This is a genomic window from Streptomyces sp. NBC_00078, assembly GCF_026343335.1.
GTDB lineage: Bacteria > Actinomycetota > Actinomycetes > Streptomycetales > Streptomycetaceae > Streptomyces.
Window position 1 is genome coordinate 6,676,547 of record NZ_JAPELX010000001.1, and the last position, 25,953, is coordinate 6,702,499.

General features: G+C 69.9%; 16 protein-coding genes. 13 read left to right on the forward strand and 3 right to left on the reverse strand.

The window, feature by feature from the left end:
* Positions 1-40: 40 nt before the first annotated feature.
* Positions 41-2,881, reverse strand: a complete 2,841-nt coding sequence (locus OOK07_RS31500; protein WP_266799818.1) for a glycoside hydrolase family 3 C-terminal domain-containing protein — start codon at positions 2,879-2,881, stop codon at positions 41-43.
* 324 nt (positions 2,882-3,205) lie between these two features.
* On the opposite strand from OOK07_RS31500, the gene OOK07_RS31505 reads away from it, so the two are divergent.
* From OOK07_RS31505 to OOK07_RS31540, 8 genes are all read left to right on the forward strand, one after another.
* On the forward strand, positions 3,206-4,897 hold the full coding sequence (locus OOK07_RS31505; RefSeq protein ID WP_266799820.1) for an extracellular solute-binding protein: 1,692 nt from the start codon (positions 3,206-3,208) through the stop codon (positions 4,895-4,897).
* Positions 4,898-4,924: 27 nt separating this feature from the next.
* Entirely contained in the window at positions 4,925-5,956 is a 1,032-nt protein-coding gene (locus tag OOK07_RS31510; RefSeq protein ID WP_266685151.1) for an ABC transporter permease, read from the forward strand.
* Positions 5,953-6,888 carry a carbohydrate ABC transporter permease gene (locus OOK07_RS31515; RefSeq protein WP_266685152.1) on the forward strand — a complete coding sequence of 312 codons (936 nt, stop codon included), beginning with the start codon at positions 5,953-5,955 and terminating at the stop codon, positions 6,886-6,888. The genes OOK07_RS31510 and OOK07_RS31515 overlap by 4 nt, the downstream gene beginning before the upstream one ends.
* A gap of 164 nt (positions 6,889-7,052) precedes the next feature.
* Entirely contained in the window at positions 7,053-9,263 is a 2,211-nt protein-coding gene (locus OOK07_RS31520; protein WP_266799823.1) for a 1,4-beta-glucanase, read from the forward strand.
* Positions 9,263-11,248 (forward strand): beta-galactosidase, encoded by a 1,986-nt coding sequence (locus OOK07_RS31525; protein WP_266799825.1) that lies wholly within the window; start codon positions 9,263-9,265, stop codon positions 11,246-11,248. The genes OOK07_RS31520 and OOK07_RS31525 overlap by 1 nt, the downstream gene beginning before the upstream one ends.
* Positions 11,245-13,440 carry a glycosyl hydrolase family 95 catalytic domain-containing protein gene (locus tag OOK07_RS31530; RefSeq protein ID WP_266799826.1) on the forward strand — a complete coding sequence of 732 codons (2,196 nt, stop codon included), beginning with the start codon at positions 11,245-11,247 and terminating at the stop codon, positions 13,438-13,440. Before OOK07_RS31525 ends, OOK07_RS31530 begins: the two co-directional genes overlap by 4 nt.
* A gap of 38 nt (positions 13,441-13,478) precedes the next feature.
* Complete coding sequence (locus OOK07_RS31535; protein WP_266799827.1) at positions 13,479-14,192, forward strand: glycoside hydrolase family 12 protein; 714 nt, start codon at positions 13,479-13,481, stop codon at positions 14,190-14,192.
* Between the two features lie 105 nt (positions 14,193-14,297).
* Positions 14,298-14,870 carry a chorismate mutase gene (locus OOK07_RS31540; protein ID WP_266799829.1) on the forward strand — a complete coding sequence of 191 codons (573 nt, stop codon included), beginning with the start codon at positions 14,298-14,300 and terminating at the stop codon, positions 14,868-14,870.
* Between the two features lie 134 nt (positions 14,871-15,004).
* On the opposite strand, the gene OOK07_RS31545 is transcribed toward OOK07_RS31540, so the two are convergent.
* Both OOK07_RS31545 and OOK07_RS31550 read right to left on the reverse strand, forming a co-directional pair.
* Positions 15,005-17,053, reverse strand: a complete 2,049-nt coding sequence (locus tag OOK07_RS31545) for a glycoside hydrolase family 31 protein (RefSeq protein ID WP_266799830.1) — start codon at positions 17,051-17,053, stop codon at positions 15,005-15,007.
* A 61-nt stretch (positions 17,054-17,114) separates the two neighbouring features.
* Positions 17,115-18,128, reverse strand: a complete 1,014-nt coding sequence (locus OOK07_RS31550) for a LacI family DNA-binding transcriptional regulator (RefSeq protein ID WP_266799832.1) — start codon at positions 18,126-18,128, stop codon at positions 17,115-17,117.
* 509 nt (positions 18,129-18,637) lie between these two features.
* On the opposite strand from OOK07_RS31550, the gene OOK07_RS31555 reads away from it, so the two are divergent.
* The 5 genes from OOK07_RS31555 to OOK07_RS31575 all read left to right on the forward strand — a co-directional run bounded on the left by OOK07_RS31555 (position 18,638) and on the right by OOK07_RS31575 (position 25,943).
* Positions 18,638-20,572: an acyl-CoA dehydrogenase family protein gene (locus tag OOK07_RS31555; RefSeq protein ID WP_266799833.1), complete on the forward strand. Its 1,935-nt coding sequence runs from the start codon at positions 18,638-18,640 to the stop codon at positions 20,570-20,572.
* Between the two features lie 95 nt (positions 20,573-20,667).
* Entirely contained in the window at positions 20,668-21,951 is a 1,284-nt protein-coding gene (gene dxr, locus OOK07_RS31560) for a 1-deoxy-D-xylulose-5-phosphate reductoisomerase (protein ID WP_266685162.1), read from the forward strand.
* Positions 21,948-23,252: a M50 family metallopeptidase gene (locus tag OOK07_RS31565; RefSeq protein WP_524540328.1), complete on the forward strand. Its 1,305-nt coding sequence runs from the start codon at positions 21,948-21,950 to the stop codon at positions 23,250-23,252. Before dxr ends, OOK07_RS31565 begins: the two co-directional genes overlap by 4 nt.
* 199 nt (positions 23,253-23,451) lie before the next feature.
* On the forward strand, positions 23,452-24,609 hold the full coding sequence (ispG, locus tag OOK07_RS31570; protein ID WP_266685163.1) for a flavodoxin-dependent (E)-4-hydroxy-3-methylbut-2-enyl-diphosphate synthase: 1,158 nt from the start codon (positions 23,452-23,454) through the stop codon (positions 24,607-24,609).
* Positions 24,610-25,094: 485 nt separating this feature from the next.
* A complete protein-coding gene (locus OOK07_RS31575; RefSeq protein ID WP_266685164.1) occupies positions 25,095-25,943 on the forward strand; it encodes a GNAT family N-acetyltransferase in 849 nt (282 codons plus the stop codon).
* Positions 25,944-25,953 lie beyond the last annotated feature (10 nt).

Sequence of the window (25,953 nt, forward strand, 5' to 3'; positions counted from 1 at the left end):
GGTGCCGGGCCCCTTCTTCAGTCCGGCCTTCTCCGGACCCTCAACCGGAGAAGCCGACATGCGCAAGCCGCAGGGGGCCGCGCAGCCCGAGGTGTACGTCGCGCACGCCCTCGGCGACGATGCCGGCGCTGAGCGTGGTGTAGGCGTACAGGTCGTCCGGATCGGCCGCGTCCGGTGTCAGCGCGGCGAGCACCGCGCCCCCGTCCAGGGACAGTTCCACGACGCCCTCGCCCGCCACGGTGACCGTCACCTCCGTGACACCGTCCCCGAAGTCGCAGTCGCGATAGATCAGTTCGGCGCTCCGGTCCGGGAGCGGCGTCACCGCGTCCCCCGACGTCTTCGTACGGTCGACGATCGCGGCGCCGCTCTGCTCGTCGAAGTCGGCCGCGTTCAGGCCCTGCCGGAGGACCGGGCGCGGGGCGTCCGGCTCGCCGTCCAGGATCACCGTCGTACGCAGGCGGATGTCCTCGCTGGAGGCGCCGGCCAGGAGGTCGTACGGGCCCGACTGCAGGCGCCATCCACCCCGGGCCACGTCCCAGAACTCGAAGGCGGACAAGGGGACTTCGAAGGACAGCTGCTCCCGCGCGCCGGGCGCCAGCGTGATCCGGCGGTGGGCGAGCAGCTCGCGGCGCGGGCGGGGGAGCGTCGGCTCGACGGCGCGCGTGTAGAGCTGTGCGACCTCGTCGGCCGTGACGTCACCGGTGTTGGCGACCGTGAAGGCGACGTGCGCCGTCCCGCCCTCGACCCGCACCGACAGGTCGGAGTAGGCGAACGACCCGTACGACAGGCCGTGCCCGAACGGGAACAGCGGCGTCCCCTCGAAGTACAGGTAGGTCTGGCGGCCGCCGATCACGTCGTAGTCGAGGAGGTCGGGCAGGTCGGCGTCGCTCTCGTACCAGGTCTGCGGGAGGCGGCCCGCGGGGGAGACGTCGCCGGACAGCACGCGGGCCAGGGCCGTGCCCGCGGCCTGGCCGCCGTGCGCGGTCCACAGCACCGCAGGGAGGGCGGCGGTCTCGACGGCGTACGGATACGCGGAGATCAGCGCGAGCGCCGTGTTCGGGTTGGCGGCACGGGCGGCGCGCAGGATGCGCTCCTGGTGGGCGGGCAGCCGCAGCGTGGTGCGGTCCTCGGTCTCGCGGCCGTTGATGTGCGGGTCGTTGCCCGCGACCACCAGCACCACGTCGGCCTGCGTAGTGACCTGCGTTACTGCGTCCTCGCCGCTTTCGGTCACGATGAGCTCGAACGTTTCCGGATTCTCGTCGGCAACCTTTACTCCGTCCGCGGCGACAGAGACGTGACGACCCGTACCGATGTGCCTGAGGAGGTGCCCGCTTTCATGAGGTTCCAGCCGGAATGTCTCCTGTACGATCCAGCCGCCCGGCTGGTCCGCGGAGGCACGTACGTAGCCGTCCTCGGCCACCGAGAGATAGCGGCCGTCGGGGGCGCGCAGCGTGAGGACACCCTCGCCCCAGTCGACCAGGGCGAACTCGGTGCCGGCGGGGTCGGTGGTGAGCGGGGGCAGGTCGGTGCGGCCCGCGAGCAGCGCCGGGTCGAGGGCACCCTCGGCGCCGCGCACCTCGTCGGTGGCGCCTACGGCCGCGGGCACGTGCACGAACGCACCGGAGGACGTCTTCAGGAGCACCCGGTCCACGCCCTCCGCGAACTCCACCTGCTCGGTGCCGAACCGCTCGTACAGGCCCTCCAGCGGGGTGGAGCGGTGGATGAGGGTGCCGCTGTACCAGTCGCGTTTGCATTCGTCGGCGAGCAGGCCGACCACGGCGAGGCGGGTGCCGGGGGCCAGCGGCAGCAGTCCGTCGTTCTTGAGGAGCACGACCGCCTGCTCGGCCGCCTCCTGGGCGAGCGCGCGGTGGTGCGGGGTGTCGAACTCCGCGGTGAGCGCGTGCGGGTCGTAGGCCTGGTCGAACTCGCCGAGCCGGAAGCGGACGGAGAGCTGGCGGCGGACGGACAGGTCGATGTCGGCCTCGGTCAGCAGCCCGTCCGCATACGCCTTGCTGATCCGCCCGACGATCTGCGAACTGTCCGTCCCGTGATCGGTGAAGCTGTCGACCCCCGCCCGCAGCGAGGCCGCCGTCGCCTCCTCGTGGGTGTCGTAGTAGTGCTCGTGGTCGACCAGGTTCGAGGGCGCGCCCGCGTCCGAGCAGACCAGCAGATCCTCGTCGGTCCAGGCGCGCAGGTGCTCGCGCAGGTACGGGGAGACGTGGTTGGGGCGGCCGTTGACCAGGTTGTACGCCGGCATCACCCCGGCGACCCCGCCCGCCTCGACGGTCTCGCGGAAGGCGCGCAGGTCGTACTCGTGCAGCACGCGGGGGCGGACCGAACTCGACGCGGTGGACCGGTCCGTCTCGTTGTTGTGGGCGAGCCAGTGCTTGAGGACGGGGGCCGTGCGCCAGTAGGTCGGGTGGTTCCCGCGCAGTCCGAGGGTGTACGCGGTGGCGATGGCCGACGTCAGTTTCGGGTCCTCGGAGTAGCCCTCCTCGTTGCGGCCCCACAGGGGGTGGCGCAGGAGGTTCACCGTGGGGGCCCAGACGTTGAGGCCGACGCGGTCGTCGTGGGCGCGCAAGGCGCGGATCTCCTTGGACACCGCCTCGCCGACCCGGCGTACGAGGTCCGTGTTCCAGGTCGCGCCGAGGCCCACGGCCTGCGGGAAGACGGTGGCCGGCCCCATCCAGGCGACACCGTGCAGCGCCTCCTGCCCGGTGCGGAAGGCCTCGATGCCCAGGCGTTCCACCCCGGGCACGAACTGGTGCAGGAAGGAGATCTTCTCGTCGAGCGTGAGCCGCTCCAACAGGTCGTCGATGCGCTTCGCGAACGGCAGTTGCGGGTCGCGGAACGGTGGCGTGGGCGGCGTGTGTGCGGTCACGTGGGGATCCCCTTGGGATGGAGCGGCATAGCCTTTCGAAGCGCTTCGATGCTCATTGGACGTACGGCCGTGTGTCAAGAGACGCTCACCGTCACTTCAAGGGACACATAAGAAAAGGTCAGTTGAGACAGCTCGGAGGAATCTTGGAAGCGACCCTTGTGCACCCCCAGGTGTTCACCTAACCTCACACCACATCGAAGCGCTTCGACTACGAGGCCTCAGGGCATTGATCGTAGGGGCGCTTCAGCTCAGCCAGTTCCAGTCAAGACACCGCAGCCGACGGCCACCGCCGGGTGTCCTGGTGCGCCATGAAGGGTTGACGCAATGACGCCGAACGCCGCTTCCGCTTCCTCCGGGCCCAGCCGGAGAAGCTTCCTCGCCTCCACCGCGGTCGCCACCGCAGCGGTGGCGGGCGGGATGCCTCTGCTTGCCGCGTGTGGGAGTTCGAACGGCGGGTCGGGCGGGGGCACGACGTCGGGGAAGAACGCGAAGAAGATCCTCCCGGCCTTCGTGGCCAGCAATGTGGTGACGCCGGACATCCCGTCCAAGAACGGCTCGGCGATGGGCTTCACCCGCGAGCTGGCGATGGCCGACCTCAAGACGTCCGTGCCGAAGAAGCTCGGCAAGGGCGGCAAGGTGACGATCATGTCGCCGTTCTGGGGCTCGCCGCCGAAGCAGAACAACCCGTACTACACGTCGATGAACAGCCTGATCGGCGTCGACGTCCAGTGGCAGAACCAGGACGGCAACACCTACGACCAGAAGCTCGGTGCGGTCCTCGCCTCCAGCGAAGTCCCCGACGTGGTGGTCATCCCCGGCTGGAACATGGGCGGCAAGATACCCAGCGCCATCACCAGCAAGTTCGCCGACCTGTCCCCGTACCTGTCCGGGGACAAGGCCAAGGATTACCCGAACCTCGCGGCGATCCCGACGGACGCCTGGCAGCGGTCGATCTTCGGCGGCAAACTGCGCGGCCTGCCCCAGCCGGGCCCCTACGTCACGGGCATCATCCCGCTGTACCGCAAGGACATCTTCGACAAGGAGGGTTACAGCCTTCCCAAGTCGGCCGACGAGTTCACGGCCCTGTGCAAGGAGATCACCAACGCCAGGGCCAAGCGCTGGGCCTGCGGCGACATAAAGTGGACCGCCTTCGAGATTTTCGGCGTGCTCTCCGGCTCGGAGAAGCCCCTCGGCTGGAACCTCGCCGACGGCAAGATGACCTACCGCATCGAGACCCCGGAGTACCTCGAAGCGCTGGAGTGGGCCCGCAAGCTGTTCGCCGCCGGGTACGTCCACCCCGACTTCAAGCTGGGCAAGGGCCAGGCCACCGACCCGGGCAGCAAGTTCGGCGCCGGCGAGTTCCTGATCTGGGAAAACAACATCACCAGCTGGTGGGGGCAGCAGTCGGCCCAGGCCACCCAGAACCCGGACTTCAAGATCTGGGGCATGGACCTCTTCGGCCACGACGGCGGCAACCCCACCCTGTGGGCCGAGCAGCCGGCCGGCATCTTCGCCTTCGTCAACAAGAAGGCATCCGAGTCCGTCATCCGGGACGTGCTGGCCGTCGCCAACGTCACCGCGGCGCCGTACGGCACCAAGGAGTGGATGATGACCAACTACGGGGTCGAGGGCACCCACTACACGCTGAAGAACGGTGTGCCCGTCAAGAACGACAAGGGCAACAACGAGGTCCTCAACGCCTACGTCATGGTCGCGAGCCCCGCCGCGACCATCGCCCACCCCGACTACCCGGACATCACCAAGGCCAGCGTCGAGTGGCAGCAGCGGATGGGCGCCTGCACCAAGAAGTCGTCCTTCTGGGGCCTGCAGATCACCGAGCCCGCCCGCTACACCAACCTCTCCAACGACTTCGAGCAGCTCGAGGACGACGTCGTCCGCGGCCACAAGAAGATCAGCGACATGCAGCAGGCCGTCTCCGACTGGAAGAAGCAGGGCGGGGACAAGCTGCGCGACTGGTACAAGAAGCTGCTCGACGACAACGGCTCGGCGAACTGACCCGGTACCGAGGCAAGGAGAACGACCGTGTCCCACAGCACGGTGCCTCGCACCAGGGCCGAGGCGAAGACGAGTCCGACGAAGACCCCGGTGGAGTCCGGCGACGCCACCGGTTCCCGGAAACGGGCCGGAAAGCTCGGCTTCCGGCTGAGGTTCAGACGCGACCGCGTGCTGCTGCTGATGACGCTGCCCGCGCTGCTGCTCCTCGTGGTCTTCAACTACGTGCCGATCCTCGGCAACATCGTCGCCTTCGAGGACTACGACCCCTACGTCAGCGACAACGGCATCGTCTCGATGCTGCACAGCCCGTGGGTCGGCCTCGCCAACTTCCAGCAGATGTTCCAGGACTCGGCCTTCTGGGACGCCGTCCAGAACACACTGGTGCTGTTCATCCTCCAGCTGGTGCTGTTCTTCCCGATCCCGATCCTGCTCGCGCTGCTCATCAACAGCGTGGTCAGGCCCCGGGTGCGGGCGTTCACACAGGCCGTCCTCTATCTGCCGCACTTCTTCTCCTGGGTGCTGGTCATCGCCGTCTTCCAGCAGATGTTCGGCGGCGCCGGGATGCTCTCCCAGCTGCTGCGGGAGCACGGCCACGGCGGCATCGACATCATGACCAACGCGGCCACCTTCAAGTTCCTGATCACCGCGCAGAGCGTCTGGAAGGACGCCGGCTGGGGAATCATCGTGTTCCTCGCAGCGCTGGCCTCGGTCTCCCCGGACCTGTACGAGGCCGCCGCGATGGACGGCGCCGGCCGCTGGCGCCGCATGTGGCACGTCACCCTGCCCGCGCTGCGCCCGGTCGTCGCGCTCCTGCTCGTCCTGCGGGTCGGGGACGCGCTGACCGTCGGCTTCGAACAGATCCTGCTGCAGCGTGACGCCGTGGGGCCGGGGGCCGCCGAAGTCCTCGACACCTTCGTGTGGTGGAACGGCGTCCGCAACCAGGACTTCGGTTACGCGGCCGCCGCCGGACTCGTCAAGGGCGTGGTCAGCATCGGTCTGGTCCTCGCCGCGAACAAGGTGGCCCATCTCATGGGCGAGCAGGGGGTGTACAAGAAATGACCGCGGTCATCGACGAACCGGCGAGCAGGACGTTCAGGTGGGAGGCCCCTGAGCGGCCGGCCTGGGAGGAGGAGCCCTCCAAGGCGGGCGTGGCCGGCAAGGGCGTCGTGCTGGGCCTCGCCTGCCTGGGCGTCCTCTTCCCGCTGTGGATCGTGATCGTCACGAGCCTCTCCAGCAAGAAGACGATCACTGAGGCCGGCGGTCTGGTGATGGTCCCCAAGGACATCACCTTCATCGCCTACAAGGAACTGCTCAGTGGCGGCCAGGTGACCCGCGCGACGATCATCAGCATCCTCGTCACCCTCGTCGGCACGGTGTTCTCGATGACGGTGTCCGTGCTGTGCGCGTACGGCCTCTCCCGGATCGGCTCGCTGGGGCACCGGTGGATCCTGATGATCCTGCTGGCGACGATGTTCTTCAGCGCCGGTCTCATCCCGACGTATCTGCTGGTGCAGTCGCTCGGCCTGACGGATTCGTATCTCGCGCTGATCCTGCCCAGTGCGCTCAGCGTGTTCAACATCCTTGTGCTGCGCGGTTTCTTCATGGGGATCTCGCAGGAGCTCACCGACAGCGCGCGGATCGACGGGGCCGGGGACTTCCGGATTCTGTGGCAGATCGTGATGCCGTTGTCGCGTGCGGTGCTGGCGGTCATCACGCTGTTCTACGCCGTGGGGTACTGGAGCGCCTGGTTCAACGCGTCGCTGTACCTGAACAACCAGGACATGATGCCGCTGCAGAACGTCATGATCCAGCTGGTGCAGAAGCAGGAGGCGCCGGTGGGACTGGGGCAGGCCATCAGGACCGGGCAGCTGTCCGGGCTTGCTGTGCAGATGGCGGTGATGGTGATGGCTCTGCTGCCGGTGGCCGTGTTGTCGCCGTTCGTGCAGCGGCACTTCAAGAAGGGCATGCTCACCGGCGCAGTGAAGGGCTGAGTGGTCGCCCACCGGGCAGGGCTCTTCGGTTGTTTGTTCGGCGGCCGCCGGCCGGTTGTGGCTGGTCGCGCCCACGCGGCTGAGTCGCAGATCGATGCAGCACCGCGCCCTTGAAGGGGCGCTCCCCCATCCCCCTCTTTTTCCAGAGCAACGAGGTATGTGTCATGCACGCGTCCCGCCTCACCAGACGTGCCCTTCTTGCCGGGACCGCAGCCGGTGCCGCGCTCGCCGCCGTACCGTTTCTGCCCGGCCGGGCGCACGCCGCCGAAGCTGAAGCCGGGGCCACCCCCGCCTACCGCTGGCGCAATGCCGTGATCGGCGGCACCGGATTCGTCACCGGTGTGCTGTTCCACCCCGCCGTCCGCGGCCTCGCCTACGCCCGTACCGACATCGGTGGTGCCTACCGCTGGGACGACCGGGCCGGCCGCTGGATCCCGCTGACGGACCACGTGGGCTGGGACGACTGGAACCTGCTCGGCGTGGAGGCCATGGCCGTCGACCCGGCCCACCCGAACCGGCTGTACCTCGCCCTCGGTACGTACGCGCAGTCCTGGGCCGGCAACGGGGCCGTGCTGCGGTCCGAGGACCGTGGGGCGACCTGGAAGCGCGCCGACCTCACCGTGAAGCTCGGTGCCAACGAGGACGGGCGTGGCTGCGGGGAGCGGCTGCTGGTCGACCCGCGGGACAGCGACACCCTGTGGCTCGGCACCCGGCACGACGGACTGCTCAAGTCGACCGACCGGGGCGCCACCTGGACGGCTGTGACCTTCCCGGCCACGGCCGGCGCCACCGGCCAGGGAGTCGTCCTCCTCGTCGCGGCGGGCCGTACGGTCTACGCCGGCTGGGGCGACTCCGACGGCACGGTCGGCAAGCCCAACCTGTTCCGCACGTCCGACGGCACGACCTGGGAGGCCGTCCCCGGGCAGCCCACCGGTACCGCCGCCAAGGTCCCGATCCGGGCGGCGTACGACCGGCACACGCACGAGCTGTACGTGACGTACGCCGACGCCCCCGGCCCCAACGGCCAGTCCGACGGCAGCGTGCACAAGCTGCGTACGACGGACGGCAAGTGGACCGACGTCACGCCGGTGAAACCCGGCGGGGCGACCAGCGACGGCGGGACCGACTCCTTCGGCTACGGCGGGTGCGCCGTCGACGCCCGCCACCCCGGCACCGTCGTCGTCTCCACCAACAACCGCTGGTCGCTGATCGACACCCTGTACCGGACCACCGACGGCGGCCGCACCTGGAAGTCCCTGAAGGACAAGGCCGTCCTCGACGTCTCCGAGACCCCCTTCCTCACCTTCGGCGCCGACAAGCCCAAGTTCGGCTGGTGGATCCAGGCCGTCGGCGTCGACCCGTACGACTCGAAGCACCTCGTCTACGGCACCGGCGCCACCCTCTACGGCACGCGGGACCTCAAGCACTGGGCCCCGCAGATCCGCGGCCTGGAGGAGACGTCCGTACGTCAGTTGGTCTCGCCCCCGGTCGGGGAGGCGCACCTGATCAGCGGGCTCGGGGACGTCGGGGTGATGTACCACGAGCGGCTCACGGCCTCGCCGTCGCGCGGCATGGCCTCGAACCCGGTGTTCGGCACGACGACGGGGCTCGCGCCGGCCGCCGCCAAGCCGTCCTACCTGGTCCGGGCGGGCTGGGGCGACAACGGCAACGGCGCCTACTCGAACGACGGCGGCAAGACCTGGGCACCCTTCAAGGCCCAGCCGGACGTGGCCAAGTCCGCGCCGGGCCCGATCGCCACCAGCGCCGACGCCAGCGTCCTGCTGTGGTCCTTCGGCACGGCCAACCCGGGCTACCGCTCGGCCGACAAGGGGGATACCTGGTCCGAGGTGGCCTCCTTCCCGAAGGGTGCCGTCCCGGTCGCGGACCCGGTCGACCCGGCCCGCTTCTACGCCTTCGACACCACGACCGGCACACTGCACGCCAGCACCGACGGCGGCCGGACCTTCGCCGCGCGGGCCACCGGCCTGAACTCGGGCGACAGCGAGTTCCAACTGGCCGTGACCCCGGGACGCTCCGGGCATCTGTGGCTGAGCCTGAAGTGGAACGGCCTGTACCGCTCGACCGACGGCGGTGCGACCTTCACCAAGGTGAGCAGCTGCTGGGCGTCGTACACCCTCGGCTTCGGCAAGGCCGCCCAGGGCGCCTCCTACCCGGCGCTGTACATGGTCGGCTCCACCGAGACCATCACCGCCGTGTACCGCTCCGACGACGAGGCGAAGACCTGGACGCGGATCAACGACGACCAGCACCAGTGGGGCTACACCGGCGCGGCCATCACCGGCGACCCCCGCATCCACGGCCGTGTCTACCTCGCCACCAACGGGCGCGGAATCCAGTACGGAGAGCCCGTCTGATGCCCCCGAACTCCCAGCCCGGCCTGAGTGACGCCACCCGTGGCCGCATCCTCTTCGGCGGTGACTACAACCCCGAGCAGTGGCCCGAGGAGACCTGGCTCGAGGACGTGCGGCTGATGAAGGACGCCGGCGTGAACTCCGTGACCCTCGGCGTCTTCTCCTGGGCGAAGCTCGAACCCCGGCCCGGGGCGCGGGAGTTCGGCTGGCTGGACCGGCTGATGGACCTCATGCACGACAACGGCATCGGCGTCGTCCTCGCCACCCCCACCTCCTCGCCCCCGCCCTGGCTGGGCCGCCTGCACCCCGAGACCCTGCCCCGCGGCGAGGACGGCCGCACCGAGTGGTGGGGCGGCCGGCAGCACTTCTCTCACTCCAGCGCCGCCTACCGCCGCTACGCCGCCGCCATCACCGAGGACCTCGCCGCCCGCTACGGCGGCCACCCCGCCCTCACCATGTGGCACATCAACAACGAGTACTGCACCTACGACTGGGGCGACGAGGCCGCCGCCCGCTTCCGCCGCTGGCTGCAGCAGAAGTACGGCACCCTCGACACCCTCAACTCCGCCTGGGGCACCGCCTTCTGGAGCCAGGGCTACGGCGACTGGGACGAGGTCCTGCCACCCCGGCACGCGCACTACATGAAGAACCCGGGCCAGGTCCTGGACTTCAAGCGGTTCACGTCCGACATGCTCCTGGAGTGCTACGTCGCCGAGCGGGACATCGTCCGCCGGCACACCCCGGGCCATGTCCCCGTCACCACCAACTTCATGCCGCTGTGGGTCGGACAGGACGCCTGGCGGTGGGCGGGGGAGGAGGACGTCGTCTCCGTCGACATCTACCCCGATCCACGCGACCCCCTCGGCGCCCAGCACGGCGCCCTCGTCCAGGACATGACCCGCTCGCAGGCCCGCGGCCCCTGGATGCTGATGGAACAGGCGGCGGGACCGGTCAACTGGCGCGGCGTCAACCACCCCAAGCCGCACGGTCTCAACCGCCTCTGGTCCCTCCAGGCCGTCGCCCGCGGCGCCGACGCCGTCTGCTACTTCCAGTGGCGCCAGTCCCGGCAGGGCGCGGAGAAGTTCCACTCCGGGATGGTCAGTCACGCGGGGGAACAGGGCCGTACGTACCAGGAGGTCAAGCAGCTCGGCTCCGAACTCGCCAGGATCGGCGAGGAAGTGACGGGCAGTCACAGCAGCGGCGACATCGCGATCCTCCACGACTGGCACTCCTGGTGGGCCGGCGCCCACGAAGGCCGTCTCTCCACCCAGGTCGACTACACCCAGGTCCTCACCACCTGGCACCGCGCCCTCTGGCAGGCCCACCTCACCACCGACTTCGCCCACCCCGAACACGACCTCACCGCCTATAAGTTGGTCGTCGTCCCCCAGCTGTACGCCCTCACGGACGCGGCGATCGACAACCTCCTCGCCTACGTCCGCGGCGGCGGCACCCTCGTCTGCGGCTTCCTGACCGGCGTCGCCGACGAGGACGACCGGGTGCGACCCGGCGGCATGGACCCGCGCCTGCGCGAGCTCCTCGGCATCCGCACGCTGCACGAGTGGTGGCCGCTGGACTCGGGGGAGAGCGCCGAGACCGACGGCTTCCGCGGGACCCTCTGGTCGGAGGAGATCGAGAGCGCCGAGGACACGGCCGTCGAAGCCCGGTACAAGGGCGGCGAACTCGACGGACTGCCCGCCGTCCTGCGCAGGGGCCGTGCCTGGTACGTCTCCACGCTCCCCGAGCCGCACGCGTTGCGCACTCTCCTCGCCCAGGTCGCGGCCGACGCGGGCGCCCGCCCGGTCCTCGACGGCCTGCCCGACCGGGTCGAGGCGGTCCGCCGCGGCGATCTGCTCTTCGTCCTCAACCACGGGCGCGAGACGGTGACCGTGCAGCTGCCGGGCACCCACCACGACCTGCTGACCGGGGTGACCGTCGAGGACGAACTCGCCCTCGGCCGGTACGGCGTGGCGGTGTTGCGGCCATGAACCTCGTCCACGGAACCTGGGAGCCCCGCCCCGCCGGCCGCTGGGAGGACGGCTTCCTGAGCGGGAACGGCCACCACGGCGCCCTGATGTTCGGCGACCCGAACGACGAACGGATCGTCGTCACGCACCACACCCTCGTCCGCCCGAACAGCGGCGAGCAGGCCCGCCCGCCTCAGCTCGCCGCCGAACTGCCCGCCCTCCAGGACCGGTTGCTCGCGGGCGACCTGTACGCGGCCGAAGGCTTCACCGACGGCCGCGACCTGCAGTGGGTGCAGCCCTTCCACCCCGCCTTCCGGATACGGCTGCGCACGGCGCCCGGCGAGGAGCCGCGCCGCTACCGCCGCTCTGTCGACTTCACCACCGGCGTCGCCGAGGCGGTGTGCGAGGGCCGGTGCAGCCGCGTCTTCGTCTCGCGTGCCGACGACGTGATCGTCCAGCAGATCACGGCCCCCGACGTCGACATCGCCCTGGACCACCGGCTGCCGAGCGCACCCACGGGTCTCGCCGTCGGCGACGGGGCGGTCCTCACCGCTGAAGGTGCCCTGCTCACCCTGCGCGTCCGCTACCCCGGCACCGACACGGCGTACACCGGAGTGACGCTCGTCGCGATCACCGGCGGACGCGCGACCCTCACTCCCCCCGGCGTACGGGTCACGGGCGCGGAGTCGGTCCTGCTGCTGACCCGGGTGCTGCGGCACACCGGCGAGCTGGACGCGACGCCCCACACCCGCGCCCTGCGCGCCCTGCTGCCGGACGGCGAGGATCCGTACACCACCCTCCTGGACCGCCACACCGCCCTCCACCGCACCGCATACGAGCGTGTCACCCTCGACCTGGACGCGGACCCCGCCGAACGCGCCCTGCCCGGCTCGGAGTTGCTCGCGCGCCCGGACAGTTCCGCCCTCCTGGAACGCCTCTTCGCCGCCGGCCGCTACCACCTGCTCTCCGCGAGCGGCCTGTTCCCGCCCCGGCTGACCGGCCTGTGGACCGGCGCCTGGAACACGGCGTGGTCGGGGGCGTTCACCAACGACGCCAACCTCAACCTTCAGACGGCCTCCGCGGCCGCCGCCGCACTCCCCGAAGTGACGGAAGCACACGCCTTCCTGATCGCGCGTCAGCTTCCCGACTGGGCCGAGAACGCCCGCGCGGTCTTCGGCGCCCGCGGCGTCGTCGCCCCCGCCCATACCGACGGCGAGTCCGGACTGACGTACCACTTCAGCCGCGAATACCCCCTGCACCTGTGGACGGCGGGCGCCGACTGGCTGCTCAAGCCGCTCGTCGACCACGACGAGACCCGTGGCGAACGCGACCCCCGCACCGCCCACGCACTCGCCCAAGTCGCCCTGTTCTACGAGGACTTCCTCACCCGGACCGAGAAGGACGGCAATCTGGTCGTCGTCCCGTCCTACTCGCCCGAGAACCGCCCCGCGAACGCGAGCTGGGGCGCGGTCAACGCGGCCATGGACCTCTCGGCCGCCCGGCACGCCCTGCTGACGGCTGCCGCCTACCACCCGCAGACCCCCGAAGCCGACCGCTGGCGGGCCCTCGCCGACCGTCTCCCGCCCCACCGCGTCAACGCCGACGGCGCCCTGGCCGAATGGGCCTGGCCCGGCCTCGACGACACCTACGACCACCGTCACCTCAGCCACCTCTACGGCGTCTGGCCGCTCGACGAGATCAGCCCCTACGACACCCCGGACCTCGCGGCCGCCGCCCACCGGGCCCTCGAACTGCGCGGCGCCGAGAACGACTCCGCCCACGGCCATCTGCACCACGCCCTCGTCGCCGCCCGCCTGCGCGACGGCGAACGGGTCGCGCACGCCCTCGGCCAGGTCCTCAAGGGCGACTTCTTCCACACCTCCCTGATGAGCGCCCACTACCCGAACCGCGACGTCTACAACGCCGACGCCGCACACACCCTGCCCGCCGTGCTGATCGAGACGCTCGTGCAGTCGACCCCGGACCGCCTGGTCCTGCTGCCCGCGCTCCCGACGGACTACCCGAAGGGCCAACTTCTCGGCGTCCGTACCCGGTTCGGGGCGGAGCTCGACCTCACCTGGAACCCGCACGAAGCGACCGCGGTGCTGCGCCCCACCCGCACCCACCGCGTCGAACTCAGGACCTTCTCCGGTACCCGACCGCTCGACCTCGTCGCCGGAGAAGACCACGTCCTCCCCCTGGGAGCGTGGTAACCACCCCCGCATTTCCCCCCACCCATGGAAGGGACACCATGGCAGAAAACATTTGGCGCAAGGCCACCATGGCCGTGCTGGCCCCGGCGATGGCCATAGGCGCCACCGTCGGCCTCGCGTCCGCCCCCGCCTCCGCCGCCGTCTGGAACACCTGCGACCAGTACGGCAGCACGAGCCTGGACGGCTACATGCTCTACAACAACATCTGGGGCTCCGGCGCCGGCAGCCAGTGCATCTGGGCCAACTCCGGCACCAACTGGGGCGTCGTGGCCAACCACCCCGACACCGGCGGCATCAAGTCCTACCCCAACTCCGACAAGGTGATCAACAAGTCGATCACCTCGCTCCGTTCACTGTCCAGCAGCTACAACGTCAGCGTGCCGTCGTCCGGCGCGTACGAGACGGCGTACGACATCTGGGACACCAACCACAAGTACGAGATCATGCTCTGGATGAACAAGACCGGAGCCGTCGGCCCGCTCGGCACCTCGCAGGGCAACGCCACGCTGGGCGGTCACACCTGGACCGTCTACAAGGGCAGCAACGGCTCCAACGACGTGTTCTCGTTCGTCCGCACCTCCAACTCGTCCTCCGGCACCGTCGACGTCCTGCCGATCCTGAAGTGGATCAAGGACACCAAGGGCTGGTTCGGCGATGTGACCATGGGCGACTTCCAGTTCGGCTTCGAGATCACGTCCTCGTCCGGCGGCCTGAACTTCACCGTCAACAACGCGACCGTCAGCAGTAGTTGAGTCATCTGCCGGCCGAGTCGTCGACCGACAGAGTGAGGGTGGCCGTTCCGGGCGCGCGACCGGGGCGGCCACCCGCCGTTCACCGGCGTGGGGTTGGATGGCGCCATGCACATTGCCACCCCCCTCCGGTACGTCGTGCCCGCCGGCGCCGCACTCCTGCTCTCCGCCGCGCCCGCCTCCGCGACCCCCGCACCGGTCTCCCCACTGCAGCCGGTCACCTCCCTCGCCGCCGAACGCCTCGCCACCGCCGACCTCGTCGCGGCCGCGAAGTGGGGCACCGACAGCCCCATCGACGATCCGGCCCGCGAGCAGGTCGTCCTCGACTCCGTCGCCGCCGAGGCCCAGCGGACAGGGGCCGACCCCGATGAGGTCCGGCGCATCTTCCGCGACCAGATCGAGGCGAACAAGGTCGTCCAGCGCGGCCTGTACGCCCGCTGGGAGGCCCATCCCGAGCAGGCGCCGACCACCAAGCCGGACCTGAACGTCGTCCGCGAGACCATCAACCGCATCAACACGGACCTCGTCCAGGCCGTCGCCGACTCCACGCCACAGCGCACCGCGCCGACCTGCCGGCCCGAACTCGCTCTGGCCGTCGTAGAGGTCCACCACGACAAGCACCCGGACCTGCTGCACACCCGCGCGCTGGTCCGCTCCCTCGTTTCCGTCTGCAGGGACTGACGCGGAAAAATGCGGCTGGTTCCCCAGGTGAAGGGGGGCCGGCCGCGCCCCTGACGGGGCGCGGGGAACTGCGCGACCAGCCACGACGGTGCCGCACCCGCCCGAGGGCAGGGCGCGGCACCCCCTGCGACCGGCTATTCCGCCAGCGGCAACTGCGCCCCGTCCCGCAGGAACAGCGGGATGCGGTCCAGCGGGGCGTCGACCGTCACGGCCGCACCGCCCTCGTACGTCTCACCGGTCCACGCGTCCGTCCAGGTCGCACCCGCCGGGAGATAGGTCGTACGGGCCGTCGCGCCCGCCGTCAGTACCGGTGCGACCAGCAGGTCCCGGCCGAAGAGGTAGGCGTCGTCCACCGTCCAGGCCGTCTGGTCGTCCGGGAACTCCAGGAACAGCGGCCGCATCACCGGCAGCCCCTCCTCGTGCGCCTCCCGCATCACGTCCAGCACGTACGGCTTCAGACGGTCCCGCAGCCGCAGGTAGCGCTCCAGGATCGCGCCCGCCTCCTCGCCGTAGGACCACACCTCGTTCGGGCCGCCGGTCATCTCCGGGCCGAGCGGCATGCCCGGGTCGCGGAAGCCGTGCAGACGCATCAGCGGGGACAGGGCGCCGAACTGGAACCAGCGGACCATCACTTCGCGGTACGCCGGATCGTCAGGGTCGCCGCCGTGGAAGCCGCCGATGTCCGTGTTCCACCAAGGGATGCCGGACAGGGCCGTGTTGAGACCGGCCGCGATCTGGCGGCGCAGCGTCGGGAAGTCGGTGCCGATGTCGCCGGACCACAGGGCGGCGCCGTAGCGCTGACTGCCCGCCCAGGCCGAGCGGTTGAGGGTGATGATCTCGTCGTCGCCGGAGCCGGAGGCCTGCAGGCCCTCGTAGAAGGTGCGGGAGTTCTCGGCCGGGTAGCTGTTGCCGACCTCCAGGCCGGGGCCCGTCCAGTAGCGCAGGTTCGCCTGGAATCCGGGCTTGAGCTCCGGCTCGCAGGCGTCCAGCCAGAAGGCCGTGATGCCGTACGGCTCCAGGTAGTTCTCCTTGACCCTGGACCACACGAACTCACGGGCTTCGGGGTTCGTGGCGTCGTAGAAGGCCACCTGGACGGTGGAGGCGACCTCCTTGTCGGGCCAGTCGGCGTGCGCCATCGGGCCGTACTGGGTGCCGATGAAGTATCCGCGCTGCTCCATCACCGGGTGGTTCTCGCTCAGCGGCGACACGGACGGCCACACGCTCACCACCAGCTTGATGCCGAGCTCCTCCAGCTCACGCACCATCGCCGCCGGGTCCGGCCACTCGCTCGGGTCGAACTTCCACTCGCCCAGGTGCGTCCAGTGGAAGAAGTCGCAGACGATGGCGGTGATGGGCAGACCCCGGCGCTTGTACTCCCGTGCCACCGCGAGGAGTTCGTCCTGGGTGCGGTAGCGCAGCTTGCACTGCCAGAAGCCCGCCGCCCACTCCGGCAGCATCGGCGTACGTCCCGTCACCGCGCTGTAGCGGCGCTGGCCGTCGGCCGGGGCGCCCGCGGTGATCCAGTAGTCGATCTGGCGGGCCGAGTCGGCCACCCAGCGGGTGCCGTTGTGCGCCAGCTCCACGCGGCCGATCGCCGGGTTGTTCCACAGGAGGGTGTAGCCGCGGCTGGAGGAGAGCACCGGGATGCCGACCTCGGCGTTGCGCTGGACCAGGTCGAGGACCAGGCCCTTCTGGTCGAAGCGGCCGTGCTGGTGCTGGCCGAGGCCGAACAGCTTCTCGTCGTCGTAGGCGGCGAAGCGCTGCTCCAGGCGGTGGTGGCCGCCTCCGACGGCGGTGTAGAGGCGGGAGCCCGGCCACCAGAAGTGGGCGCGTTCCTCCGCGAGGAGCTCGAAGGAGTCCTCGCTGCGCAAAAAGCGGATCTGGCCCTCGGCGTCGACGTGGACGGTCAGCGCGCCCACGGTCAGCTGTCCTTCCGCGTCACCGATCCTCAACGAGCTCTCGGTGTCCGGCGGTTCGTCGAGCAGGGCGCCCGGCAGCCCGTCCAGGACCGGTCCGCCGAGCCGCGTCCGCACCCGGACCGCGTCCGGACCCCAGGGCTCCACACGTACCGTCTCCTGGCGGCCGGTCCACTCCAGGGCGCCGCCCCGCTCGCGGAACGTGCCGATGGTGGGAGACGACTGCGCAAGACTGACCTTGGGCTGAATTTCGGCAGGCTGATTCACGAGGGGTGCTCCTGAAGGGATGCAGACAGGGGCGTGCCGCGCGGGCACGGTTCGGGGGCTGTCAGGAACCCGACGGGGCCGGGCCGGTGCTGGCCCGGACCGTCAGCTCGGGGGAGATCAGAACGACTTCGTCGGTCCCGTGGCCGTCGAGCTTGACGACCAGACGCTCCACGGCGTGCCGGCCCATCTCCTGTGCGGGGATGGCGACGGACGTCAGCCGCACCGATGCCTGGACGGCGACCTGGTCCGGACAGACCGCGACCACCGACACGTCCTCCGGCACGGCACGGCCCTGCTGGCGCAGCAGGCCGAGCAGGGGCTCGACGGCCTGCTCGTTCTGCACGACGAAGCCAGTGGTGCCCGGGCGCTCGTCGAGGATGCGGGCGAGGGTGACGGCCATGGCGTCGTAACCGCCCTCGCACGGCCGGTGCAGCACCCCGATGCCCAACTCCCGTGCCCGGGAGCGGAGTCCGTCGAGGGTGCGCTCGGCGAAGCCGGTGTGCCGCTCGTAGACCCCGGGGGCCTCGCCGATGACGGCGATGTCCCGGTGGCCGAGCATCGCCAGATGCTCGACGCACAACGCGCCCGTCGCCTTGAAGTCGAGGTCGACGCAGGTCAGCCCGCTGGTGTCGGCGGGCAGCCCGATGAGCACGGAGGGCTGGTCGGTGCCGCGCAGCAACGGCAGCCGCTCGTCGTCGAGTTCGACGTCCATCAGGATCATCGCGTCGGCGAGCCCGCTGCCGGTGACCCGGCGCACGGCGTCGGGGCCCTCCTCGCCGGTCAGCAGCAGGACGTCGTAGCCGTGCGTGCGGGCCGTGGTGGCGACCGCGATGGCGATCTCCATCATCACCGGCACGTACATGTCGGTGCGCAGGGGGACCATCAGCGCGATGATGTTCGACTTGCTGCTGGCCAGGGCCCGCGCGCCCGCGTTCGGGTGGTAGCCGAGTTCGCGGATGCTCTGCTCGACCCGCTGCCGGGTGGTCGTGGAGATGGACCGCTTGCCGCTGAGGACATAACTCACCGTGCTCGCCGAGACTCCGGCGTGCTGGGCGACCTCGGCGAGGGTGACCATCCAGCTCTCCCAGCGGTGTGAAGCGCTTCGACAGCGCGTATTGCGAGTATGGGCGGGTGAGGGTGGTTCGACACTAGCTCTACCGGAGGTAGGTGTCCATAGGTCGTCGAAGCGCTTCGACACCTTTCTTTTCCGAGGTGTCGTTTCTGCGGGCGCGGCGGCCTCTCCGGCTCCCGGCGGCCACGGGAAAGCCGTACCCCGAACCGTCCCCCGGAAGGCCCGCCGATGCAACACCGCCGCACCGGGTGCCGCAACCGTGCTGCATCACATCCGCCGGCACCCGTCTGGCGCAACCCCTCCGGCGACGACGGACAGGTCTCCGGAACCGGGTCCGGCACCCGGCTCCTCAAGGGTGCGGGCCGGCTGGACACCGGAGCGTACTCCGTCAACATCGGCCGAACGGCTGCGCAAAGGGTGGTGGGGGCGTCCGGGATCGGGTACATACGATCGAGTAGCACCCGTCGGTAGCCAAACGGCCCATGATCCCGATTCGCGGCGAGGTGACCCTCATGTCCGCCAGCCCCACCACCAAACCCACCGTCTCCGAACGGGAGGCCCGCCAGGTGGCGGAGGCGGCCCGGGAACAGGAGTGGCGCAAGCCCAGCTTCGCCAAGGAACTGTTCCTGGGCCGCTTCCGGCTCGACCTGGTCCACCCGCACCCCATGCCCTCCACGGAGGCCGTGCAGAGCGGCGAGGAGTTCCTCGCCAAGCTCCGCGACTTCTGCGAGACCAAGGTCGACAGTGCGCTGATCGAGCGCGAGGCCCGCATCCCCGACGAGGTCATCAACGGCCTCAAGGAACTCGGCGCCCTCGGCATGAAGATCGACACCAAGTACGGCGGTCTCGGTCTCACACAGGTGTACTACAACAAGGCGCTCGCGCTCGCGGGTTCGGCCTCCCCCGCGATCGGTGTGCTGCTGTCGGCGCACCAGTCGATCGGCCTGCCGCAGCCGCTGAAGCTGTTCGGCACCCCCGAGCAGAAGGAGCAGTTCCTGCCCCGGTGCGCCCGCACCGACATCAGCGCCTTCCTGCTGACCGAGCCCGACGTCGGGTCCGACCCGGCCAGGCTCGCGACGACCGCGGTGCCCGAGGGGGACGACTACGTCCTCGACGGGGTGAAGCTGTGGACGACCAACGGCGTGGTCGCCGACCTGCTGGTCGTGATGGCCCGGGTGCCGAAGAGCGAGGGCCACAAGGGCGGCATCACGGCGTTCGTCGTGGAGACCAACTCGCCCGGCATCACCGTCGAGAACCGCAACGCCTTCATGGGCCTGCGCGGGATCGAGAACGGCGTCACCCGCTTCCACCAGGTCCGGGTCCCCGCCGCTCACCGCATCGGCCCGGAGGGTGCGGGCCTGAAGATCGCACTGACCACCCTCAACACCGGCCGCCTCTCCCTTCCGGCCTCCTGCGTGGCCGCCGGGAAGTGGTGTCTGAAGATCGCCCGTGAGTGGTCGGCGGCCCGCGAGCAGTGGGGCAAGCCGATCGCCCACCACGAGGCGGTCGGGTCCAAGATCTCCTTCATCGCGGCGACGACCTTCGCCCTGGAGGCCGTACTGGACCTGTCCTCGCAGATGGCCGACGAGAACCGCAACGACATCCGTATCGAGGGCGCGCTGGCCAAGCTCTACGCCTCCGAGATGGGCTGGCTGATCGCCGACGAACTCGTCCAGATCCGCGGCGGCCGCGGCTTCGAGACGGCGGCGTCCCTGGCCGCCCGCGGCGAACGGGCCGTCCCGGCCGAACAGGTCCTGCGCGACCTGCGCATCAACCGCATCTTCGAGGGCTCGACCGAGATCATGCACCTGCTGATCGCGCGCGAGGCCGTGGACGCCCACCTCTCGGTGGCCGGCGACCTCATCGACCCGGACAAGTCCCTCCAGGACAAGGCGAAGGCGGGCGCGAACGCGGGCGTCTTCTACGCCAAGTGGCTGCCTAAGCTGGTCGCGGGACAGGGCCAACTCCCGGGCACCTACGGCGAGTTCCGCCACGAGGTGGACCTGTCCCGGCATCTGCGCTACGTCGAGCGCAACGCCCGCAAGCTGGCCCGCTCCACCTTCTACGCCATGTCCCGCTGGCAGGGCCGCATGGAGACCAAGCAGGGCTTTCTGGGCCGCATCGTCGACATCGGCGCGGAGCTGTTCGCGATGAGCGCGGCCTGCGTACGGGCGGAACTCCTGCGCAGCCAGGGCGAGCACGGCCGCGAGGCCTACCAGCTGGCCGACGTCTTCTGCCGCCAGTCCCGCATCCGCGTCGAGGAACTCTTCAACCGCCTGTGGACCAACACCGACGACCTCGACCGCAAGCTGGTCAAGGGCATCATGTCGGGCACCTACAAGTGGCTGGAGGAGGGCATCGTCGACCCCTCGGGCGACGGACCGTGGATCGCCGCGGCGGACCCGGGGCCTTCCGAACACGAGAACGTCCACCGCCCGATCCGGTGATCGATCCATGACGGGACGTCCCTCTCGGCCCCCCGTGCGGGGGATGAGGGGGACGCACTGTCCTCACACACGGTCCTTACGGCAACAATGGAGGGATGAGCGACAGTCCAGCCCCCTCAGGGTCTCTGCCCCACGCCCTGGCCGACCCGCACCTCGTGTACGACCCCGTGGCGGGCGACGGCCCGAAGGACGTGGTGATCCTCGGCTCCACCGGCTCGATCGGCACCCAGGCCATCGACCTCGTGCTGCGCAACCCCGACCGGTTCCGGGTCACCGGGCTCTCGGCCAACGGCGGCCGGATCGCCCTTCTCGCCGAGCAGGCGCACCGGCTCCGGGTGCGGGCGGTCGCGGTCGCCCGCGAGGACGTCGTACCGCAGCTGCGCGAGGCGCTGGCCGGCCTGTACGGCGCGGGAGAGCCGACGCCCGAGATCCTCGCCGGTCCGGAGGCGGCCAACCGGCTCGCCGCGTCCCCCTGCCACACCGTCCTGAACGGCATCACCGGCTCCATCGGCCTCGCCCCGACCCTCGCCGCCCTGGAGGCGGGCCGCACTCTCGCGCTCGCCAACAAGGAGTCGCTCATCGTCGGCGGCCCGCTGGTCAGGGCGCTGGCCAAGCCCGGGCAGATCATCCCGGTCGACTCCGAGCACGCGGCCCTGTTCCAGGCGCTCGCGGCCGGCACGCGCGCGGATGTGCGCAAGCTCGTCGTCACGGCGTCCGGCGGCCCCTTCCGCGGCCGTACGAAGGCCGAACTGGCGAACGTCACCGTCGAGGACGCCCTCGCCCACCCCACCTGGGCGATGGGCCCGGTGATCACGATCAACTCCGCGACCTTGGTCAACAAGGGCCTGGAGGTCATCGAGGCACACTTGCTGTACGACATTCCCTTCGACCGCATTGAGGTCGTCGTGCATCCCCAGTCGTATGTTCACTCGATGATTGAGTTCACCGACGGATCCACGATCGCCCAGGCGACGCCTCCCGACATGCGCGGGCCCATCGCCATCGGCCTCGGCTGGCCCGAGCGCGTCCCGGACGCGGCGCCCGCCTTCGACTGGAGCAAGGCGTCCACGTGGGAGTTCTTCCCGCTGGACAACGACGCTTTTCCGTCGGTGAACCTCGCCCGGCACGTGGGACGGCTCGCGGGCACCGCCCCGGCGGTGTTCAATGCGGCCAACGAGGAGTGCGTCGAGGCGTTCCGCGGCGGCGCACTGCCGTTCAACGGGATCATGGAGACCGTCACCCGGGTCGTCGAGGAGCACGGCACCCCGCGTACGGGAACCTCACTCACCGTGTCGGACGTCCTCGAAGCGGAGACCTGGGCCCGGGCCCGGGCCAGGGAACTGACAGGACAGACGGCGACCGCGGAGGCGCGTGCATGACGACCTTGATGATGATCCTCGGCATAGTCGTCTTCGCGTTCGGCCTGCTGGTCTCGATCGCGTGGCACGAGCTGGGGCACCTGTCCACGGCCAAGCTCTTCGGCATCCGCGTGCCCCAGTACATGGTCGGCTTCGGCCCGACCATGTACTCGCGGAAGAAGGGCGACACCGAGTACGGGATCAAGGCCATCCCGTTCGGCGGCTACATCCGCATGATCGGCATGTTCCCGCCCGGACCCGACGGCAGGCTGGAGGCCCGCTCCACCTCGCCCTGGCGCGGCATGATCGAGGACGCCCGCTCGGCGGCCTTCGAGGAACTGCAGCCGGGCGACGAGACCCGCCTCTTCTACACCCGCAAGCCCTGGAAGCGGGTCATCGTGATGTTCGCGGGCCCGTTCATGAACCTGATCCTGGCGGTGGTGCTGTTCCTCACCGTCCTCATGGGCTTCGGCATCTCCCAGCAGACCACCTCGGTCAGCTCGGTCTCCCAGTGCGTCATCGCCCAGAGTGAGAACCGCGACACCTGCAAGAAGGGCGACGCGGCCTCCCCGGCAGCGGCGGCGGGCCTGAAGGCCGGCGACAAGATCCTCGCCTTCAACGGCGTCAGGACGGACGACTGGAACAGGCTGTCCGACCTGATCCGCGAGAGCCCCGGCAAGAGCGTGCCGATCGTGGTCGAGCGCAAGGGCGAGGAAGTCACCCTCCACGCCACGATCGCCAGCAACCAGGTCGCCAAGAAGGACGCGAGCGGGCAGATCGTCGAGGGCAAGTACGTGAGCGCCGGCTTCCTCGGCTTCAGCGCGGCCACCGGCATCGTCAAACAGGACTTCGGCCAGTCCCTGACCTGGATGGGCGACCGCGTCGGTGACGCCGTCGACTCCATCGCGGCCCTGCCCGGCAAGATCCCCGGCCTGTGGGACGCGGCGTTCGGCGACGGCAAGCGAGCCCCGGACTCCCCGATGGGCGTGGTCGGTGCGGCCCGTGTGGGCGGCGAGATCTTCACCCTGGACATCCCGGCCACCCAGCAACTGGCGATGTTCGTGATGCTGGTCGCGGGCTTCAACCTCTCCCTGTTCCTCTTCAACATGCTCCCGCTGCTGCCGCTGGACGGCGGCCATATCGCGGGTGCGCTGTGGGAGGCGCTGCGCCGGAACCTGGCCAGGGTGCTGCGCCGGCCGGACCCCGGCCCCTTCGACGTGGCGAAGCTGATGCCCGTCGCCTATGTGGTGGCCGGGATCTTCGTCTGCTTCACCCTTCTCGTCCTCGTCGCGGACGTTGTCAACCCAGTGAAAATCACCTAGTCACATGGAGTTTGCGGCGGCCTGCGACGCTCTGTCGCAGGCCGTCTTCCATTGAGTGGGTTTACGGCCGTGCGGGTCCCCCTGCCGAGTGGTTCGAGGTGGGGGAGTGCTGGGGCCTTTGCATGTGCCGTAATCTCGAAGCCTGGAGCCCGTTGTTCCGGGACCGGACCTTGATCCACGACTTGGGGTTGCACAACAGATGACTGCGATTTCTCTCGGCATGCCGTCCGTTCCGACCAGGGTTGCCGAGCGTCGGAAGAGCCGGCAGATCCAGGTCGGATCCGTGGCGGTCGGCGGCGACGCCCCCGTGTCGGTGCAGTCGATGACCACGACCCGTACGTCGGACATCGGGGCCACCCTTCAGCAGATCGCCGAACTCACCGCGTCCGGCTGCCAGATCGTGCGGGTGGCCTGTCCGACGCAGGACGATGCGGACGCGCTCGCCACCATCGCCCGCAAGTCGCAGATCCCGGTGATCGCCGACATCCACTTCCAGCCCAAGTACGTCTTCTCGGCGATCGAGGCCGGGTGTGCGGCGGTGCGGGTGAACCCCGGCAACATCAAGCAGTTCGACGACAAGGTGAAGGAGATCGCGCGGGCCGCCAGGGACCACGGCACCCCGATCCGGATCGGGGTCAACGCGGGTTCACTGGACCGGCGTCTGCTGCAGAAGTACGGCAAGGCGACCCCGGAGGCGCTGGTCGAGTCGGCCCTGTGGGAGGCGTCCCTCTTCGAGGAGCACGACTTCCGGGACATCAAGATCTCGGTCAAGCACAACGACCCGGTCGTGATGATCGAGGCGTACAAGCAGCTCGCCGCCCAGTGCGAGTATCCGCTGCACCTCGGTGTCACCGAGGCAGGTCCGGCCTTCCAGGGCACGATCAAGTCGGCCGTCGCCTTCGGCGCGCTGCTCTCGCAGGGCATCGGCGACACGATCCGCGTGTCCCTGTCCGCGCCTCCCGTGGAGGAGGTCAAGGTCGGCCTCCAGATCCTGGAGTCCCTGAACCTCAAGCAGCGCGGCCTGGAGATCGTCTCCTGCCCGTCCTGCGGGCGGGCCCAGGTCGACGTCTACAAACTGGCCGAGGAGGTCACCGCGGGCCTGACCGGCATGGAGGTCCCCCTCCGCGTCGCCGTCATGGGCTGCGTCGTCAACGGCCCCGGCGAGGCCCGCGAGGCCGACCTCGGCGTCGCCTCCGGCAACGGCAAGGGCCAGATCTTCGTCAAGGGCGAGGTCATCAAGACCGTCCCCGAGTCCAAGATCGTGGAGACCCTCATCGAAGAGGCCATGAAGCTGGCCGAGCAGATGGAGGCGGCCGGCGTTCCCTCCGGTGAGCCCGAGATCTCGGTCGCCGGCTGACCTGCCCCGACGCGTGTCATACGGCCCCGTGCGACGTCCTCGTCCACGGGGCCGTACCGCGTCCGCGCCCTCCGCCCACGCGAGCGAACCCGCCCTCACCGACGGTGACTTCACCACGTACACCGACAACAAGGGTGTGCTGCCCGGATCAAGGACTGCGCACTGCCCGTGAGTGACGGCGGGGCGACGTGGTGTGATATCGGGGACGGTGTGCCCGAAAGCGCCACGGCACACGGTTCGTCGGCCTCGGGCAGGGGGCTCCCCACTCGCCATGTCCGCCTCGGCGTACCCGCCACCCGGTCCGCCGCCACCGTCCCGGACTTCTACCGACAGCCGCACGTCGACGAGATGCAGATCGGCTTCGGCCACCCCGTGAGTCACGGCTTACACCCCTGCTCCACCGCACCGTCCCATCGGGGCGGCGCGGCACAAAATCGGCGGGTACAGTGCGGAGATCAGCAGAACCTCAGGGTGAGGGCCCGCATGTGTTGACGCAGACCACCTCACGGGTGCTCGAACCGAGCGACCTGGACGCCGCGCTCGCCGTCCTCGACCGCGAGCCGGTCACGAACGCCTTCGTGACGTCGAGGGTCCAGGTCGCGGGCCTCGACCCGTGGCGGCTCGGCGGCGAGATGTGGGGCTTCTACGAGGAGGGCATGCTGACCTCCCTGTGCTACGCGGGCGCCAACCTGGTCCCGATCTGCGCCACTCCGCGCGCCGTGCGCGCCTTCGGCGACCGCGCGCGCCGGGCAGGCCGCCGCTGTTCCTCGATCGTCGGCCCCGTGGACGCCACCACCCTGCTGTGGCGGCTGCTCGAACCCAGTTGGGGCCCCGCCCGGGAGGTCCGGTCCCACCAGCCGCTCATGGTCACCGACTGCATGCCCGCCGACATGGCCCCGGATCCCTACGTCCGCCGCATCCGCAAGGACGAGATGGAGACGATCATGCCGGCGTGCGTGGCGATGTTCACCGAGGAGGTCGGCGTCTCGCCGCTCGCCGGGGACGGCGGGCTGCTGTACCAGTCCCGGGTCGCCGAACTCGTGGGCTCCGGCCGCTCCTTCGCCCGCCTCGACGAGCACGGCAAGGTCGTCTTCAAGGCGGAGATCGGCGCGGCGACCGACCGGGCCTGCCAGATCCAGGGCGTGTGGGTGGCCCCCGAGTACCGGGGACGCGGGATCGCCGCGCCGGGCATGGCCGCCGTGCTCCGGTACGCACTGGCGGATGTGGCCCCGATCGCCAGCCTCTACGTCAACGACTTCAACACTCCGGCGCGAAGGGCATACCAGCGGGTGGGCTTCCAGGAGGTCGGCGCGTTCATGAGCGTCCTGTTCTAGAGCACGCTTC

Bases quoted from the DNA above. Each gene is read 5' to 3' on its own strand.
- OOK07_RS31505 (WP_266799820.1), top strand. From the start codon at position 3,206: ATGACGCCGAACGCCGCTTCCGCTTCCTCCGGGCCCAGCCGGAGAAGC.
- OOK07_RS31515 (WP_266685152.1), top strand. From the start codon at position 5,953: ATGACCGCGGTCATCGACGAACCGGCGAGCAGGACGTTCAGGTGGGAG.
- OOK07_RS31520 (WP_266799823.1), top strand. From the start codon at position 7,053: ATGCACGCGTCCCGCCTCACCAGACGTGCCCTTCTTGCCGGGACCGCA.
- OOK07_RS31525 (WP_266799825.1), top strand. From the start codon at position 9,263: ATGCCCCCGAACTCCCAGCCCGGCCTGAGTGACGCCACCCGTGGCCGC.
- OOK07_RS31530 (WP_266799826.1), top strand. From the start codon at position 11,245: ATGAACCTCGTCCACGGAACCTGGGAGCCCCGCCCCGCCGGCCGCTGG.
- OOK07_RS31535 (WP_266799827.1), top strand. From the start codon at position 13,479: ATGGCAGAAAACATTTGGCGCAAGGCCACCATGGCCGTGCTGGCCCCG.
- OOK07_RS31540 (WP_266799829.1), top strand. From the start codon at position 14,298: ATGCACATTGCCACCCCCCTCCGGTACGTCGTGCCCGCCGGCGCCGCA.
- OOK07_RS31550 (WP_266799832.1), bottom strand. From the start codon at position 18,128: ATGGTCACCCTCGCCGAGGTCGCCCAGCACGCCGGAGTCTCGGCGAGC.
- OOK07_RS31555 (WP_266799833.1), top strand. From the start codon at position 18,638: ATGTCCGCCAGCCCCACCACCAAACCCACCGTCTCCGAACGGGAGGCC.
- dxr (WP_266685162.1), top strand. From the start codon at position 20,668: ATGAGCGACAGTCCAGCCCCCTCAGGGTCTCTGCCCCACGCCCTGGCC.
- OOK07_RS31565 (WP_524540328.1), top strand. From the start codon at position 21,948: ATGACGACCTTGATGATGATCCTCGGCATAGTCGTCTTCGCGTTCGGC.
- ispG (WP_266685163.1), top strand. From the start codon at position 23,452: ATGACTGCGATTTCTCTCGGCATGCCGTCCGTTCCGACCAGGGTTGCC.